We start from the raw sequence: 16,806 nt of genomic DNA, 5'->3' as shown, positions 1-16,806 counted from the left end.
CAACCCAAGAGAAAATAGAGACGTTATCGAGAGCGTCTCTAAGCACATTACACAATTTTTAAGTGATCGTTAGGAAATTACCGTCCAATACCGATATAACGGAACCCAATGCTTTCTAATTTTTCTCGATCTAAGAAATTACGACCATCAATAATCACAGGATTAATCATCAGGTTTGACATCTTAGTATAGTCGAGAGCAAGAAACTCTTTCCACTCGGTTACCAAAACTAAGGCATCACATTTATCAGCCAACATTTCTGGGTTAGTTTCGATAATAACATTAGATAAACCATGACTTAAGCCAGATTGAGACACAATCGGATCATAAGCTTTAATTCTGGCTCCTAGGCGGTTCAGTTGCTCAATTAAACTCAAAGAAGGAGCATCCCGCATATCATCAGTATCAGGCTTAAACGTCAGACCTAATAAGCCGACTGTTTTTCCTTTAAGAATTTTTAATTCGTGTTGCAGTTTTTCTAGAACAATTAAACGCTGACGTTGATTAACACTAACAGCCGCTTTGAGTAATTCGGTTTCATAACCATAATCATTAGCGGTATGAATTAAAGCGGAAACATCCTTGGGAAAACAAGAACCGCCCCAACCAATACCAGCGTTTAAAAACTTATTCCCAATGCGAGAATCTAAGCCAATTCCTTGACCTACTTGAGTCACATCAGCCCCAACACGGTCACAAATATTGGCTACCTCATTAATAAAACTAATTTTCGTGGCGAGGAAAGCATTAGCCGCATACTTAATCATTTCTGCTGAACTGAGGTCTGTCACCACCACCGGCACAGGAGGAAGAGAAGGATCTTCCCCAAACTTACGTTCTACTAGGGGAGCATAGAGTTCCTGCATCATTTCGATAGCTTTTTTACTATTGCTGCCTAATACGATACGATCAGGGTTAAAGGTATCATAAACGGCTGAACCTTCCCGTAGAAACTCGGGGTTACTGACCACATCAAAATTAGCCGGACTTTGTTCAATCAGTCGATTAACTTCCTCTCCTCCGCCTACGGTTATCGGCGTTTTTTTCCGTTCTGCCATTCCATCAAGGACAATCATTCTCACCCAGTCACCAGAACCGATAGGAACAGTCGACTTATTAACGATGACTTTGTAACCGCCATTGAGATGCGCCCCAATTCCTCTGGCCACTGCTTCGACATAGCGCGTATCACTTTCTCCAGTGGGTAAAGCCGGAGTTCCTACTGCAATAAAAAGAATATCTCCGTGTTCGACTCCCTCTGCTAGGTCTGAGGTAAATTCTAAGCGTCCGGCTTGAGAATTTTCTTGCATCAATTCAGATAGGCCAGGTTCAAAAATAGGAGACTGACCGGATTTCATTAATTTAACCTTTTCGACATTATTGTCTACACAAATAACATGATGACCAATATGGGCTAAACAAACTCCTGTCACTAACCCAACATATCCTGTACCAATAACACAAACTCGCATGAATTTTACCTCTTCTCTATTTAAACGGTCATTGTTGATAGTTTAGCCTCACGTGAAACCATGAGGAAAATCGCCAAACTTATTTCCCTAAACGTTGTTGAAAATCTTCAATGGTTAATTGTAGTCCTTCTGCTAGAGGAACTTTAGGTTCCCAACCCAACCAATTTTTAGCCCGGGTAATATCAGGTTGTCGTTGTTTAGGATCATCTTCCGGTAGTGGTTTATAAACTAGCTCGCTATCCGGATTAATTCTATTTTGGATCATTTGAGCTAATTCGAGAATAGTATATTCACCGGGATTCCCTAAATTTACTGGTCCGACATACGGACCATTCATCAATCGTATTAACCCATCTACTAAATCAGAAACATAGCAGAAACTGCGGGTTTGAGAGCCATCCCCATAAACAGTTAAGGGTTCTCCTTTAAGTGCTTGGACGATAAAATTACTGACGACACGTCCATCATTTTCTTGCATACGAGGCCCGTAAGTGTTAAAAATTCGGGCTACCCGTATATCTAGTTTATGTTCTCGATAATATTCAAAGGCTAGGGTTTCAGCCACTCGCTTTCCTTCGTCGTAACAAGCACGCGGCCCGATACAATTGACATTACCTCGATATTCTTCGGTTTGGGGATGCACATCTGGATCGCCATATACTTCAGAAGTAGAAGCTAATAAGAATCTGGCGTTAACCCGTTTGGCCAACCCTAACATATATAAAGTTCCAATTACATTGGTTTTAATGGTTTTGACTGGATTAGACTGATAATGCACTGGAGAAGCCGGACAAGCTAGATGATAAACTTGCTCCACTTCTAAGCGAATCGGTTCAGTGATATCATGCCGCACCAATTCAAAATAGGGATGATCCAGCCATTTGAGGATATTCCGCTTATGGCCTGTATAAAAGTTATCTAAGCAGAGGACTTCATGTCCTTCTTCCATCAACCGATCAATTAGATGGGAACCGATAAAACCAGCACCGCCCGTAACAAGGATTCTCATTTATCCAACTATATAAGATAGTGAAATTATTCTTAAGTTATCCTTAGCTTGTTGTTCTGTCTAGTGTAGCGGCTAACCAATTCAGGGTAAAAACTCCACTAGGCTTGAAATCATAAGGGTTTGGGAGTTGCTGCTTCAAATCTGATAGCACTTTTGAATAATTATTAATAAAATTTATTAATAGTGGCAAATTAATAATCCTTGTATTATAAGCAATAACGATTAAAACTCTTGATGAATACTAGATATTCACGCCTCAGAAAATGTCAACAAAGATCCCGCTTATTGCCTGGGGTGCGGAACGAGTTCCGCACCATTATTTAGGGTCTTTTCCTCTGATGGTTCTATCCGATTAAGTTGTTCAACTCCTGACAACTCAGATTGAGTTGGATCATCAGAAATTTTTTGGTAGGGAATCACAAAAACAGTAATTTTAAAGCTTTGATGTAATTTTTCAGCTAGAAATTTTTCTACTTTTCTGATTTGGTTGACAGTCAAAGCCGGTTGATCAGAAATTCTTAAAACAAATAAAGTCAGTTGAGAAGGCTTTTTACTCCAAGGTAAACTCCATTGGACATTGAGCTTACTCAATTGGGCTTGCTGTCCAAAAGTAATGGTTTCTGAGCGAAGAAGTTCTTTAAGAATTCCTTCCAATCTTTTTTGTTGAATCAGATTAACAAAACTAAAAAATAAGGGAAATATTAATACGACTGTTAAAGAAATTAACCATAATAAAGCCACACTCGTTTTTCTAAAATTAAAGGAGTATCCGCCCCAAATATACACGAGCATACAAGCTAAAGTAATTCCTAAAAAATTCGTTAAATATAATAAAAAAGCCCCTCCAGCCGCTCCTAAATCTGCTTGAGAAAGACTAATTCCCACCACACATAAAGGAGGCATTAAAGCAACAGCAATAGCCGTTCCTGCCACAGCATCGCTAATTTGGGGACGAATTTTCGCAAAGCCGCAAACTCCGCCGGCTGCCAGTGCTACTCCTAAATCCGCTAAATTAGGTTGAGTACGAGCTAAAATTTCTGAACCAAAAGAAAGAGCCGGCACCCCAAAAATTTTCCCCACTAAACCGGAAATTAAAATAGAAACTAAAGTAGCGATTCCTAACGTCATTAAACTGCGAGCTAACAATTTTATATCCGCTTCTAAAGCTCCCAATGCCAAACCCCTTAAAGGCATCATTAAAGGTGCAACTATCATTGCTCCGATAATCACACCGGTACTATTCATCAATAATCCCAAAGTCGCAATAATACAAGCACTGACTGCCAAAACTAAAAAATTTGTATTCAATTCAGCATCGGCGAATAACTCTTGATAAAGTTGTTCGAGGGTTTTAGTGGCTTTTTTTTGTGGTTTTGAGTTAATTTCTGCGGACATAATGAAGAAGAATAAAATAATTTTTAATCAACTTTATTTTTCTTCGGGGCAAGCGGCTTACCTCCTTTAGAGGGAGGAATTCCTTCAAGGGAAATTAACGCCTCGATCACCGATTTAGCAATAGGTGCGGCTACCGTAGAACCAAAGGTATTACCTCCTTGAGGTTCATCCACCACCGTCAACACCACATAACGAGGTTTATCCACCGGAAAAATAGCCACAAAACTGGTAATTTTAGCATTGGGAATATAGCCGCCTCTCGCCCCGGCTTTTTGAGCGGTTCCTGTTTTGCCGCCAAGGCGATAATAAGGAATTTGAGCCGCTTCTCCTGAGCCATCAGTCACCACTGTTTCCATCATTTTCACCACTGCCTGACTCGCTTGTGGGGAAAAAACCGTTCTGATCGGATAATCAGGTTTCCAGTGTAAATGGCCCTGTGCATCGGCTAAACCCTTAACCACATGAGGCGTTACTAACTTTCCTCCATTGGCTAAAGCGCCGTGAAGTTGAACTAACTTAATGGGCGTAAGAGAAAACCCTTGCCCAAAGGCGGTTACTGCCGGTTCAATGGCTCTAGCGGTAAAAAGCTCCTCACTTTTGAGATTTCCTGTCGCTTCTCCAGGCAAATCGATCCCCGATTTTTCATTGATCCCTAACTTTTGTAGGCGCTGATAATAATCTTTGGCACTCAAACGATTCATAATCTGAATCATGCCCACATTACTAGAGACTTGCAGCACCTTAGCAATATTGATCGTGCCATTGCCGGTTTTACTGGCGTTATAAATTCGCCAACCGTCTACCACCGCCAGCCCCGAGTCATTAACATAAGTATCAGGTTTAATCACGCCCGCATCAAGAGCCAGTGCAACATTGAGCGGTTTAAAGGTCGATCCCGGTTCATAAAGATCAGACACACTCCAATTTTTAAACAGTTCAACTTTAGACTTATAGTATTCGTTCGGATTAAAAGTCGGCTCACAAACGAGGGCTAACAGAGAACCATCAGTCGCATCCATCACAATCACAGCACCCCGTTTAGCCTTGTACTTTTTTAGTTGCTGTTGTAAAGCCTCTCGGGCGGCTCTGTGCAGGCGTAAATCAATTGTCAATTCCAGTTGTAAGCTATCAAAACTGAGATTAGCATCAGGCAAAAAAGCCGGCATAATCGCCCCATTGCCGGCCCTTCTGATATAGAGATCTAACAAATTCCGTTCTAAGATGCGTTTTTGACCTAATTCTAAACCTGCTTGACCTTTGTGGTCGCGATCCACATAGCCCACCACATCAGCCGCTATTTGCTCTTGAGGGTAAAAGCGAGCATAATTTTCCAGTAATTCCAGCCCATCTAGTCTGAGGTCTTCAATTTTGGTAGCATTGGCTTCGCTTAGATTGTCCGTTACTTTGATGCCTGTATCCCGTTCTTTAAACAGTTGAGTTAACCCTTGTGGCGTTTGCTCAAGAATTGGCCCTAACTCTTGTGCTACTTCGGGTAGCGGTTTAGAAAATAATTTCGGATGGGCATAAAGAGTATAGACGATGCGATCAGTTGCTAATACATTTCCTTGACTATCGATAATTGAGCGCCGGGGAATGTAAGGCCGTAAGGTCATCATCTGCTGCTGTTTGGCTCTTTTTTCCAGTTGGGCAGATTGGGTAATCTGGAGTTGATACAATCTCCAACCCAAGCCAAACATCCCCAACACTAATAGTCCCCACACGAGGAAAAGTCGCCCTTTAGGTAGGGGGGGCGGCTGTTTTTTAACACGAGTTCCTTTTGTTGAGGTCGGTTTTGCCGAACGGATTTTTTCTGTTGACGGTTGAGTGGGTCTTCTTTTTTTGCCCTTCAAACGATTTGAGGGAGAAGAACCTCTTTTTCTGGCTTGTTGGAGTCTAGCTTTTGGATTAGTCATTAATAGGGAGTAAGGAGTAAGGACTAAGAAACACCCGAACACCCGAACACCCGAACAGTCAAAAAAGAGAAAACGGGTAACTGGTGATTGATTACGCTTGCTGTTAGAGTGCCGAACAAAGAGAGTTTTTCGAGCGGCGGTGTTCCGCGCTAGGCACAGTGGCTACCTTTTGCTGGACACCCATTTCCCCACTCATGATGGTCCACTGTGTAACTAATAACAAGTATAGCTAATAAGATACTGGAGAATCGGGTATAAAAGGTTTATTTTGAGCAGAATTGCTGGGTGTTGCTGTCCGAACGGCAGGTTCATTGGTTTGAGGCAGAAAAATCGCTTGCTCGGGTTTAGGATTGATTAAACCGGCTTTGGGTTCTTCAGCTTGTTGAGCCAATTGATTTTTGATCGTTTCATTGGCTGCCGTCAGATGCCGCTCATGACGTTGTAAGGTTTCTAAATTTCTGTATTCCTTACTCCAGAGGCGCGGTACATAAACTGTCCAAGCATAAATTCCCAGAGTAGCGGCTATCAGACAAAAAGTGATCACCGAGGAAACTTTCTGTAACTGTAACATGAAGCGTAACTGTGGGGAGATCATACGCGAGCTACTTTTGAGAGACTCGACAGTGGGTTGGCGCTTGTGAGAAGAGCCTTCGAGGGTTGTTAAATGAGTCTCTCGTTTATTCCTACCCAGGCGACGAGAGCTTCTTGTACGGGTTCGATATTTTTTATAGCGGGTAGGTTCTTCAGGAATAATGGGGTAAGGAGCTAAAGACATATCTTAATTCAACTACAAATACTTTGATATTGTACGTGTTTAACCATTATCTTTAGCAACAAAGGTCTGAAAAGATTCTAAATTTGTTCCTTCTTTGGGGGCAGTTATTTATAAATTTTTGGGGATCACTCCTCTCATTTGATCTCAGGAGTGGTTAATATGGTTGATGAAGACTCCGCCCCTTAAGAGCGGGCTTTTAATGAAGGCTTCAACCCTAACCCGCCCCGGTCAACTTCTCTTGTTAATTATGTCTAGAAAACCCCCATTAGCAAAGCCTATTTGGCGACGGTTAACTCATCAATTCTCGGAACTCCATAGACGCTTTAAGCAACTCGAGAAAACTAATGATTTAAAATCAAGCCAAATTGAACAACAAAAAGCTTTATTGGCGGTTATAGCCAAAATAAGAGAATCTCTCGATTTAACCACGATTTTTAATTCTACAGCCCAAGAAGTCCGTCAACTGCTCAAAGCCGATCGAGTGGCGATCTTTCGTTTCAAGCCAAAAACCCAGGGCACTGTCGGGGAATTTGTGGCTGAAGATGTTCTTCCCCCTCTCTCATCAGCCCTTAACATTACCATTGAAGACCTCTGTTTTGAGCAAAAACATCGAGACAAATATCAGCAAGGACGAATTCATACCTTTAGTGACATTGAACAGATCACCCTAGAAGACTGTTATCGGGACCTGCTCAAGCAATTTAACATCCGGGCTAACTTAGTGGTTCCTTTACTCAATGAAAAAGAACTTTGGGGTTTATTGTGTATTCATCAATGCTACCAACCGAGGCACTGGCAAGATGGAGAGATTGAATTTGTCAGACAAATCGCCCTTCATTTAGGGATTGCGGTACAACAAGCCGAACAAATTGGTCAACTTCAACGACAATCTGAGCAACTTGCCGCTTCAATTCAACGAGAACAAGCCATTGCCGCAATTATCAACAAAATTCGACGCTCACTAGACCTCAATACGATTTTTCAAACCACTACCGGCGAAGTTCTACAGTTAATTAAAGGGGATCGCGTAGCAATTTATCGTTTTAATCCTGATTGGAGTGGAGAATTTATTGTAGACACCGTAGCTCACGGATGGACTTCTTTAATGGACCTTCAATTTTCTCATCTAGAACTGTGCGGCAATATCAGCGAATGTAGTGTTAAAAATCTCGTCAATCCTCAACTGACAGATACTTATTTAAAAAACACTTCTGGGGGCTTCAGCCAAAATGATTTGTTTAGAGTGTGTAATGATATTTATAACGCCGGTTTTTCTGAATGCTACATTAAGATCTTAGAAATCTGTCAGGCAAAAGCTTATGTAATCGTCGCTATTTATGAAGGGGAAAAGTTATGGGGATTACTCGCCACTTATCAAAATTCAGGCCTTCGTCATTGGGAAGAGACGGAAATTAATTTTTTGGTTCAAATTGCGGCACAATTAGGCGTAGCGATTCAACAAGCCGAATTACTCGCCCAAACCCAACAACGCTCTGCACTCCTACAAACGACCCTCGATACAGAATTACAAAAACGGGCAAGGGAGTTAGCCCAAGAAGCTCAACAAGAAAAAGCTTTAGCTGAAGTCATTGACAAAATTCGTAACTCCCTAGAACTGGCTACCATTTTCCAGACAGCCACTCGCGAGATTCGTCATCTCCTCGGAGCCGATCGTGTGGGAATCTTTCAATTTTATGCTAGTTCCGGCTACCAAGAGGGAGAATTTGTCTCAGAAGATGTGATCTTTCCTTATAGTTCTGTTTTAGCCAAAAAAATCCAGGATCGCTGTTTTGGAGAACATCATGCCAATTATTATCAAGAAGGTTACGTTTTAGCCATCCCTGACATTGAGCAAGCGGGTTTGAGTGATTGTCACCTAGAGATTCTCGCCGAGTTTCAAGTCAAAGCGAATCTCGTTTTACCCTTACTCAAAGGGAATGAACTTTGGGGGTTACTGTGTATTCATCATTGTTCAACAGCACGCTCTTGGCAGCCACAAGAAATAGAATTTGTCCGCAAAATAGCCATTCAATTAGGGGTTGCCTTACAACAGGCAGAATTATTAGTTCAGGCACAAAATCGCTCCACAGAGCTTCAAATCGCTTTAGCCCAAGTAGAGCTTCAAAAAGAACAACAGGCACAAGTAGCTCAACAAGAGCGTACTTTAGCCCGAGTGATCGAAAGAGTTCGTCAAACTTTAGATATTGATACAATTTTTGAATCCACCACTCAGGAACTTCGACAAATTTTTAACTGTGATCGGGTAGTTGTTTATCGTTTCTTTCCTGACTGGAATGGAGAATTTGTCTATGAATCCCTTGCAGAAGGTTGGATTCCTTTAATTGTGGGCAACACAAAAACCGTCTGGCGAGATACCTATTTCCAAGATACCCAAGCCAGCCGCTACCATAATCATGAAACCTTCGCCGTTGATGATATTGATCAAAAGAAGCTTAGTGCCTGTCATCTGGAACTTTTAAAAATTTTTGAAATCCGAGCCTATCTTGTGGCCCCGGTTTTTGTTGGGGAAAAACTTTGGGGGTTATTAGGCGCTTACCAAAATCGAGTCCCTCGTCACTGGGAAGACTCAGAGATTTCTTTATTAACTCGAGTCGGAGATCAGTTAGGCGTGGCCCTACAGCAAGCTGAACTCATTGAAGAACTCAAAAAAGCCAAAGAAAGGGCTGATGCGGCTAACCAAGCCAAAAGCGAATTCCTGGCTAATATGAGTCATGAATTGCGAACGCCTCTTAATGCTATTTTAGGCTTTACTCAACTTCTAGCCCGTGATTCATCTTTAAATCAAAAACAACAGGACTTTGTGGGAATTATTGGGCGCTCTGGAGAACATTTACTTAGTCTGCTCAATGATGTGCTAGAAATGTCCAAAATTGAGGCCGGTAGAATTACTTTAAATGAAAATGATTTTGATTTGTACCGCCTTTTAAATATTTTAGAAGAAATGTTTCAATTAAAAGCTCAATCGAAAAATTTACAACTCATTTTTCACTGTGATCCAGACGTTCCCCAATATATCAAAACCGATGAAAGTAAACTTCGTCAGGTGTTAATTAATTTGATTGGGAATGGAATAAAATTTACTGAAACCGGTAGCGTCATGTTACGAGTTCGAGTCTCGCCAGAAAATTCCCAAGCTATTCTTTTTGAAGTGGAAGATACTGGCCCCGGGATTGGGACTGAAGAACTCGATATTTTATTTCAAGCGTTTGTTCAAACGGTAAGCGGCAGAAAATCTCAAGAAGGCACGGGTTTAGGCTTACCTATCAGTCAAAAATTTGTAGAATTAATGGGCGGAAATATTTCTGTCAATAGTACACTCCATAAAGGCTCAACTTTTAGTTTTGAGATTCCGGTTACTCACAGCGAATCTACCCGAGTTTCAAAACCGAATCAAACTCATCAAATTATAGGTCTTGCCCCATCACAACCGCCCTATCGCATCCTAGTAGCTGACGATAAATGGGAAAGTCGTCTGATGTTAGTTAATCTTTTATCTCCTCTGGGTTTTCAAGTTCGTGAAGCTGAAAATGGACAACAAGCTGTGGAAATTTGGGAAAGTTGGCATCCGAATTTAATTTGGATGGATATGCGAATGCCGGTTCTAGATGGGTATCAAGCGACTCGACAAATTCGAGAAAAAGAGTCACTCAGTGCGGAACTCGTTCCGCACCCCAGTCAAAATCAACGACCAACTAAAATTATTGCTCTCACAGCCAGTGTGTTAGATACACATAAGATGACAGTTGTCAAGGCCGGCTGCGATGATTTTGTCGCTAAACCTTTCCGAAAAGAAAAAATTTTTGACAAGATAGCTGAACATTTAGGCGTTCGTTACCATTATCAACAGTCTGATGCCATTGGAGTTAGCGATTCTTCTCGTCTCGAGAATTTAAGATCAGAAATTCAAAAAATGCCTGCTGAATGGAGAAAAACCCTACAAAGTGCTGTACTCAGTGCCAGAGAAAAACGAATTGATCAATTAATTACCCAAATTCCTCAACAGGATTCTCTGTTGGTTAAAACTCTAACATCCATGCTAAATAAATTAGCTTTTGATGAAATATTAGAGTTAATAAACATTGAAGATGAGCAATGATAAAAGAAAAACCAGACAGAACACGACTACTTATCTAGAATTGTTTGCTAATAAAAACTAAATTACAAGCAATATAACCAATTAATAACGGTTTTTTTCCTTGCAATTGCCCTAAAAGTCGTTCGAGAATTTGTTGAAGTTCTGGCCCATATACTCGCCACAATTGCTCCCGAAGTCGACTTAACAGGTAATCCCCAACAAATACATCAGTACCCGGACGTAATAAGCAATGAGTTCTTAACACGTTAAAATAACGAAGATCATTAGTTTGTAAAACCTGAGAAATTTCGGCGGCGGCTTGCTCAACCAATTTATCTTTGACTATCTTCATAAGTAACGGTTGTAGGGTAAAAGAGGGTTGCTCATCACTCCACCATTTTTCTAATAGTGATCGCCTTTCTAACGCCACAATGGCTTCTAAAACTTCACAGGGATCAGTAGATGGTAGTAAATAAGATTGCAGGCGGCACAAGGAAACCGGCTCTTGCCAGATAGCTAACCAGTAAAGAAGATCACGCTCTAAGCAAGAAAGCCGCTCAAATTGTTGCTGAAAAATGTTTCGTAATAGCTCCCCAACAACCCAGGTATTTTGACTGAGAAATGCACTCACATTTCCCCCAAAAAGAGATTGAATCAAAGGAGTAACCATTTTCAGGGCTAAGGGATTACCTCGGTAAATTTTAATTAAGGCAGATAATCCTAGTTCTTGACCGTTAAATCCTGCGGCTTTTAGTAACATTAAAGCATCTGCTGCTTGTAATCCTTTTAAACTCAAACAGCGTGCTTTTGTCTCAATTTCAATGACAGATGGTTTCTCGCGGCTAGTGATTAATAAGCAACTTTGGTGACGAGCATGGCTTAAACGTTGTAAGAATTGATGATAAGTTGGTTTCTGTTCTGCCTCTAGCGTGGTTTCCCATCCATCTAAAATCAACAAACAGCGATGTTTTTGCAAATAATCTAGGAGTTGAATGATGCCCTGTTCAATCTGAGCGGCAGTTGGGTTATCCAAGGTGTTTAGAAGGCTATCCAATAGACTAATCAAGGGGCGTGGAGTTTGAAGGGATTTCCAGATGATTTTTTCGAATTTTTGTTGAATATGATCGCTTAAAGCCAGTGCTAGTGAAGTTTTGCCAATACCGGCAAGTCCAACAATAACGACTAATTTACAGCGATCATTGATAATCCACTGTTCTAATTGATCTAATTCCTCATGTCGCCCGTAAAAATTTTCGAGATCTGGGGCTTCATCCCAATGAAAACGAGGAGTAGGAGAGTCTGGAACCTCATTAGCGGCTGTGATCGCTTGCCAATTACTAATTCCCACTGCCTGACAAATAGCAATAAAAATATCTTGTTGAATACGCTCACCCTGCCAGAAGCGGCGCAGAGTGGCCCTAGAAGTATGGGCATCTTGCCACCATCGAGCCGTGCTAGTTTTCGTCCAACCCCGACGTTGCCTTGCTCTATCTACGATTTCCAGTCCTTGTGTTGATGCTCGTAGGGAATTCGCCATAGATTTGTTGAGATAGCCGATTATATTTATTGTGGCTCAACTAGCATCAGGTGGGCACAGTAAATTTACACTGTACATTAAAAATCCCCCCAACAAGAGCGTCAACTTGGGGGGCTAAAGTTAGGGGAAAATTAATAGCATGATCAAGAAGTCAATAAATTACTTGACGGACTCTGCCATGCCTTGTTGAATTTTGCTCTTAGCCGCTTTAAAACGAGTTGCCATTTGCTCTTTTTGTTCATCAGAACAATTTCTATCAATGGCCATAAATAACGTGCTTTCTTCCTGACGAACGTGATCGCCGACTACATCCATTAAGTCTTTAATTTTTGATCTGAACTGATCAGCATTAGTCGGATCAATAGCTTTAATTTCATCGAGCATTTGCTTCATTTGTGCTTGCTCATCATAAAGCTCTTGCGTGTCGTTATCACCATAGAATGAGCGAACATTGGGGTAAACCTCTTCTTCTTCAGCTTGAGCGTGTGCTAGTAAATCTTTGTACAGTTGCCCGAAATACTCTTGAAGTTTTTGAGGGTCTTTGGTAGCTCCGATTTCAGTAAAAATAGTATTTACCTTGTTATGATCCAGCCGAATAAGAGTCTGGATGTTCATATCTTGTTTATCGGTATTTTGAGTCATGACGCTACCGGCCACACCAGATAAAGCGGCAACAGCATCTTGCACCCGTGCCCAGAGTCCTTGATCAGCATCTTGGCCGGTCATTTCGCGGACACCTACTTGTTCGAGAATACCTTTAAGCTGTTCTTGGTGAGCGCGATTTTCAAAATTGACGGTATTTAGAGGGCCAAGGGCCACTTCAATATCAGCCCCAACTTTTTGAGCGGCTTTGTGAATAACAATTCCACTCATACATTGACCATGTTTAAGGGTTTCAAGCTGAATGAATTTTTGGTATAAACTTATGTCATTGCTCGACATCAATTGCTCATACTGCTCGATGATTTTTTGACTAGCAGGATTAGGCTCAGATTGAACGCCGTACTGAACAATTACTGTGTCGATAATGCCTAAGTTTTTTTGGTCATCAGAGAGCATATTCTGGAGACGTTCACGGAGATCTTGATCTTGACAAGTCTCGAGCAGTTTTTGCTCATTGGAGATAATTAAATTTTGAAAGGCTTTAACGTCCGCTAATCTTTCAGCGATTGCTTGTCGGTTTTTATTTTCTAAAGTTGTTACCATGTTGAGTTTTCCTCTAATTCAATCCTTAAAGTATTAAGCCTAAAACAGCTTTAATACTTTACATATTGACTAAAATTCGGAAAAATTCCCCCTAACCCGGGTTAGATGTTCAGAGAAAATTAAAACAATTAATCTTCTTTTTTGTGGAGATGATCTAACTAAAGATGGTTTTTAGGAGTGACAGAAAGCTTAAAGCCCAAATCATCTATCATTTTTAATAACGCAGGAACATCTAAATTTGATTGTTGAGACAGGATTTGTTGAATAGTGTGCTGATGGGCGGCTAAATGTATGTCACCATTAGCAGCAATTTGAGCCTCTGCCACATTATTTAAGGCTAATTGCAGAATTAGCCCACCCTACCGATATATACTGAGCCGCTCCTGAACACAAAACTGAGCATTCTTGACCCGGTAACGCCCCTACACTGAAGACAAGAAGATAAATAAGCATATAGGAGCGTGTATTATGACTCAAACCCTTGAACGCCAACCCGCCGGTTTATATGTCCAGACTCCTGAAGGTCAGCAAATTGCTTTTCCCCTCAAACACACTGAAGTAGAGGCTAAAATTGCTGGTAATATTGGGCGAGTAGAAGTTACTCAAAGTTTTGAAAATCCCTTTACAACTACTCTAGAAGCCGCTTATATTTTCCCTTTACCGGATGAAGCGGCTGTAGATGATATGCTGATTCGCATCGGTGAACGCACCATACAAGGCAGCATCAAAAAACGTCAAGAAGCAAAAGCCATCTATGAACAAGCGAAACAACAAGGACGAACAGCCGGCTTACTCGAACAAGAACGAGATAATATCTTTACTCAGTCTCTTGCTAATATCAAACCTGGTGAACAAATAGATGTCATCATCCGTTATACCGATAGCCTAAATTTTGAGGGCGGTAATTATGAGTTTGTCTTTCCGATGGTTGTCGGACCGCGTTACATTCCGGGTATAACCATCGAAGAAAGCCCCACCGGTAAGGGTTCAGCCCCCTCCCCCATGACTCAAAATCAAGATACTGATCTCGTGCCGGATGCTTCGCGCTTGAATGCGCCTATCGTTCCCCCCGGAACCCGCTCTAGACATGATATTAATGTGACGCTAGAAATTGATGCAGGGGTAGAAATTGCGGCTATTAGCTCACCTTCTCATCAAATTCAGATTGAGTCAAAGGAACGGATTAAACAGGTAAAATTAGCTGGCGGCGATACGATTCCTAATAAAGACTTTATTTTGCGTTATCAGGTGGCAGGTGATCGCACAGAAGCGGCTGTTTTAACTCAAGGAGATGAGCGAGGCGGACATTTTGCCCTGTATCTTATTCCGGCTATTAAATATCAACCGAGTCAAATTGTGCCTAAAGATGTGGTGTTTTTGATAGATACTTCTGGCTCTCAAATGGGCGCTCCTTTAGCTCAGTGTCAGGAGTTGATGCGGCATTTCATCAATGGACTTAATCCGGATGATACCTTTAGCATTATCGATTTTTCCGATACCACTCAACAACTTTCACCGGTGCCTCTGGCGAATACATCTCAAAATCGGTCTTTGGCCCTCAATTATATCAATCGCTTAACGGCAGGGGGTGGAACGGAATTAATGCGGGGTATTCGTGCGGTTTTAAATTTTCCGATAACAGATGCGGGGCGTTTGCGGAGTATTGTACTGTTAACGGATGGGTATATTGGCAATGAAAATCAAATTTTAGCCGAAGTGCAACAGCATTTGAAGCCGGGAAACCGTCTCTATAGTTTTGGTGCTGGAAGTTCGGTTAATCGTTTTCTACTTAACCGCATTGCTGAGATAGGACGGGGTCTTGCTCGCATTATACGCCACGATGAACCGGTTAATCAGGTGGTAGAGCAATTTTTCCGTCAGATTAATAATCCGGTTTTAACGAATATTCAATGGCAATGGCTAGGGGAAGGTGAATCTCCGGTTATTTATCCTTCTGTATTACCAGATTTGTTTGCAGAACAACCTTTAGTGCTGTTTGGACGTAAGAGCGCTCGCTTGGCGGGAAAATTACAAGTCTCTGGCATAGCGGCGGGTGGTACGGGTTATCAACAGACTTTTGAGTTGAACTTTCAAGAGACAGGAAATCCGGCTATTGCTCAACTTTGGGGACGTTCTCGCATCAAAGCATTGATGAATCAAATGGTGCAGGGTGACACGAAAGCCGGAGTAGAGGCGGTGATTGATACGGCTTTGAAGTATCAACTTTTGTCTCAATATACAGCTTTTGTTGCCGTTAGCGATGATGTACGGGTTAACCCTCAAGAGGCCTCTGTGTCGGTTCAAGTTCCTGTGGAAATGCCCGACGGAATTAGTTATGAGGGGATTTTTGGCGGTGTTGCTCAAGCACAGGTGTTGAGGAGCATCGAACCTGCTCCTAAAATGGCAGAAAGAATAGCACCTGTTAGTAGTTATTTATCAGATTTTTCTGTACCTCCTCCTGCGGCTGCTCCTATGCCTCCTGGAGTCCCTTCTAATGATGAGATTGATAAGATCATCGAGCCTATTCAATATTATCTACAGCGTTCTGAGAGCCTGTCGCCCTCTAGTCCGAATTTTTACAAGCTTAAGATAGTTAAAGTGACTGGACTTGATGCGAGTGCTATTGCTCTATTGACTCAACATTTGGAGTCTGTGCAGTTACTTGTGGGAGCGACTGGGGATGTGGTTTTTGAATTCGATGTCGATGAGGGACGGGTGAGGCGGCTTGTTGTTGATGAGACGTTATCTTCTTTACCAGATAAGAAGGTTGTTGGGGCTATTCGCCGAGCTTTGCTCCGTTGGCGAGCGGCTAAGTCTGTTGTGGCTCATGTTTGTTTGGTAATACAAGTTTCTGTGTAGAGTTTTTCGCGCAAAGCCGCAAAGAGTTTTTAGAGTGGGCACGGTAGGTTAATTTTAAGCTCAGGTTTTAACCTCTCTTGTGTCCACTTTACCTAGCTATTTTTGCTGGATTTTTTCTTGAATGATTTTTCCTATTTCTTCAGGGGATATATTGGCAGGATAACGTTTTGTGTTACGGTTGCGGCTTAATAGTTCTCCCATGCCTTGACTAAATGCTTCATTATCATTTCTGTTATCTGACAGGTATTTTTTTAATTCAGATCTTGTCATTTCTTTGAGGTTAGCCATTAGAAAAACTCCTGATCTCGATGACCTCTCCCCCAACCCCTCTCCTACAAGGAGAGGGGAGTACAATCTTTATTCTTGTTGAACTATATGCACAACAATTTATTTTATACAATAATTTGTTACTAAAATTCATATTAATGAGTATTGCAGAAAATAGCAAAATAACGTCTTTTTTAGCCGCTACATCAATCTCAAATGTGCTACATTAATAATACATATTGGTAAGAAGGTAGCTTATGAAACCCACCCTACGTTA

Annotated in this window: 11 protein-coding genes; 2 read left to right on the top strand and 9 right to left on the bottom strand. The window is 41.5% G+C overall.

Translation table 11 applies throughout. The features are described 5' to 3' along the window. Window positions 1-77 precede the first annotated feature (77 nt). The 5 genes from CYAN7822_RS25855 to CYAN7822_RS25835 all read right to left on the bottom strand — a co-directional run bounded on the left by CYAN7822_RS25855 (window position 78) and on the right by CYAN7822_RS25835 (window position 6,564). Complete coding sequence (locus CYAN7822_RS25855) at window positions 78-1,472, bottom strand: UDP-glucose dehydrogenase family protein (RefSeq protein ID WP_013325214.1); 1,395 nt, start codon at window positions 1,470-1,472, stop codon at window positions 78-80. A gap of 79 nt (window positions 1,473-1,551) precedes the next feature. Continuing rightward, on the bottom strand, window positions 1,552-2,481 hold the full coding sequence (locus tag CYAN7822_RS25850) for a UDP-glucuronic acid decarboxylase family protein (protein ID WP_013325213.1): 930 nt from the start codon (window positions 2,479-2,481) through the stop codon (window positions 1,552-1,554). A 282-nt stretch (window positions 2,482-2,763) separates the two neighbouring features. Beyond that, window positions 2,764-3,876 (bottom strand): TIGR00341 family protein, encoded by a 1,113-nt coding sequence (locus CYAN7822_RS25845; RefSeq protein WP_013325212.1) that lies wholly within the window; start codon window positions 3,874-3,876, stop codon window positions 2,764-2,766. Window positions 3,877-3,899: 23 nt separating this feature from the next. Continuing rightward, on the bottom strand, window positions 3,900-5,789 hold the full coding sequence (locus CYAN7822_RS25840; protein ID WP_013325211.1) for a peptidoglycan D,D-transpeptidase FtsI family protein: 1,890 nt from the start codon (window positions 5,787-5,789) through the stop codon (window positions 3,900-3,902). A 229-nt stretch (window positions 5,790-6,018) separates the two neighbouring features. After that, complete coding sequence (locus CYAN7822_RS25835) at window positions 6,019-6,564, bottom strand: hypothetical protein (RefSeq protein ID WP_013325210.1); 546 nt, start codon at window positions 6,562-6,564, stop codon at window positions 6,019-6,021. A gap of 247 nt (window positions 6,565-6,811) precedes the next feature. Here CYAN7822_RS25835 and CYAN7822_RS25830 point away from each other — a divergent pair, with 247 nt between their 5' ends. Beyond that, window positions 6,812-10,681, top strand: coding sequence for a GAF domain-containing protein (locus tag CYAN7822_RS25830; RefSeq protein ID WP_041934022.1), 3,870 nt, complete (start codon window positions 6,812-6,814; stop codon window positions 10,679-10,681). Between the two features lie 34 nt (window positions 10,682-10,715). Here the strand turns inward: CYAN7822_RS25830 and CYAN7822_RS25825 are convergent, their stop codons facing one another. The 3 genes from CYAN7822_RS25825 to CYAN7822_RS37955 all read right to left on the bottom strand — a co-directional run bounded on the left by CYAN7822_RS25825 (window position 10,716) and on the right by CYAN7822_RS37955 (window position 13,729). Continuing rightward, window positions 10,716-12,197, bottom strand: coding sequence for an NB-ARC domain-containing protein (locus tag CYAN7822_RS25825; protein ID WP_013325208.1), 1,482 nt, complete (start codon window positions 12,195-12,197; stop codon window positions 10,716-10,718). A gap of 159 nt (window positions 12,198-12,356) precedes the next feature. After that, a complete protein-coding gene (locus CYAN7822_RS25820) occupies window positions 12,357-13,403 on the bottom strand; it encodes a hemerythrin domain-containing protein (protein ID WP_013325207.1) in 1,047 nt (348 codons plus the stop codon). 158 nt (window positions 13,404-13,561) lie between these two features. Beyond that, window positions 13,562-13,729, bottom strand: a complete 168-nt coding sequence (locus CYAN7822_RS37955) for a hypothetical protein (protein ID WP_157871852.1) — start codon at window positions 13,727-13,729, stop codon at window positions 13,562-13,564. 142 nt (window positions 13,730-13,871) lie between these two features. Between CYAN7822_RS37955 and CYAN7822_RS25815 the strand changes: the two genes are divergently transcribed. Continuing rightward, on the top strand, window positions 13,872-16,262 hold the full coding sequence (locus tag CYAN7822_RS25815) for a VIT domain-containing protein (protein WP_013325206.1): 2,391 nt from the start codon (window positions 13,872-13,874) through the stop codon (window positions 16,260-16,262). 96 nt (window positions 16,263-16,358) lie between these two features. On the opposite strand, the gene CYAN7822_RS25810 is transcribed toward CYAN7822_RS25815, so the two are convergent. After that, entirely contained in the window at window positions 16,359-16,550 is a 192-nt protein-coding gene (locus CYAN7822_RS25810; protein ID WP_013325205.1) for a DUF6887 family protein, read from the bottom strand. Between the last annotated feature and the right edge of the window lie 256 nt (window positions 16,551-16,806).

This window comes from Gloeothece verrucosa PCC 7822 (genome assembly GCF_000147335.1).
In the GTDB taxonomy this organism is placed as follows: Bacteria; Cyanobacteriota; Cyanobacteriia; order Cyanobacteriales; family Microcystaceae; genus Gloeothece; species Gloeothece verrucosa.
Note: the sequence above shows the minus strand (reverse complement) of the source record. Positions and strands in the feature narration are given on the sequence as shown.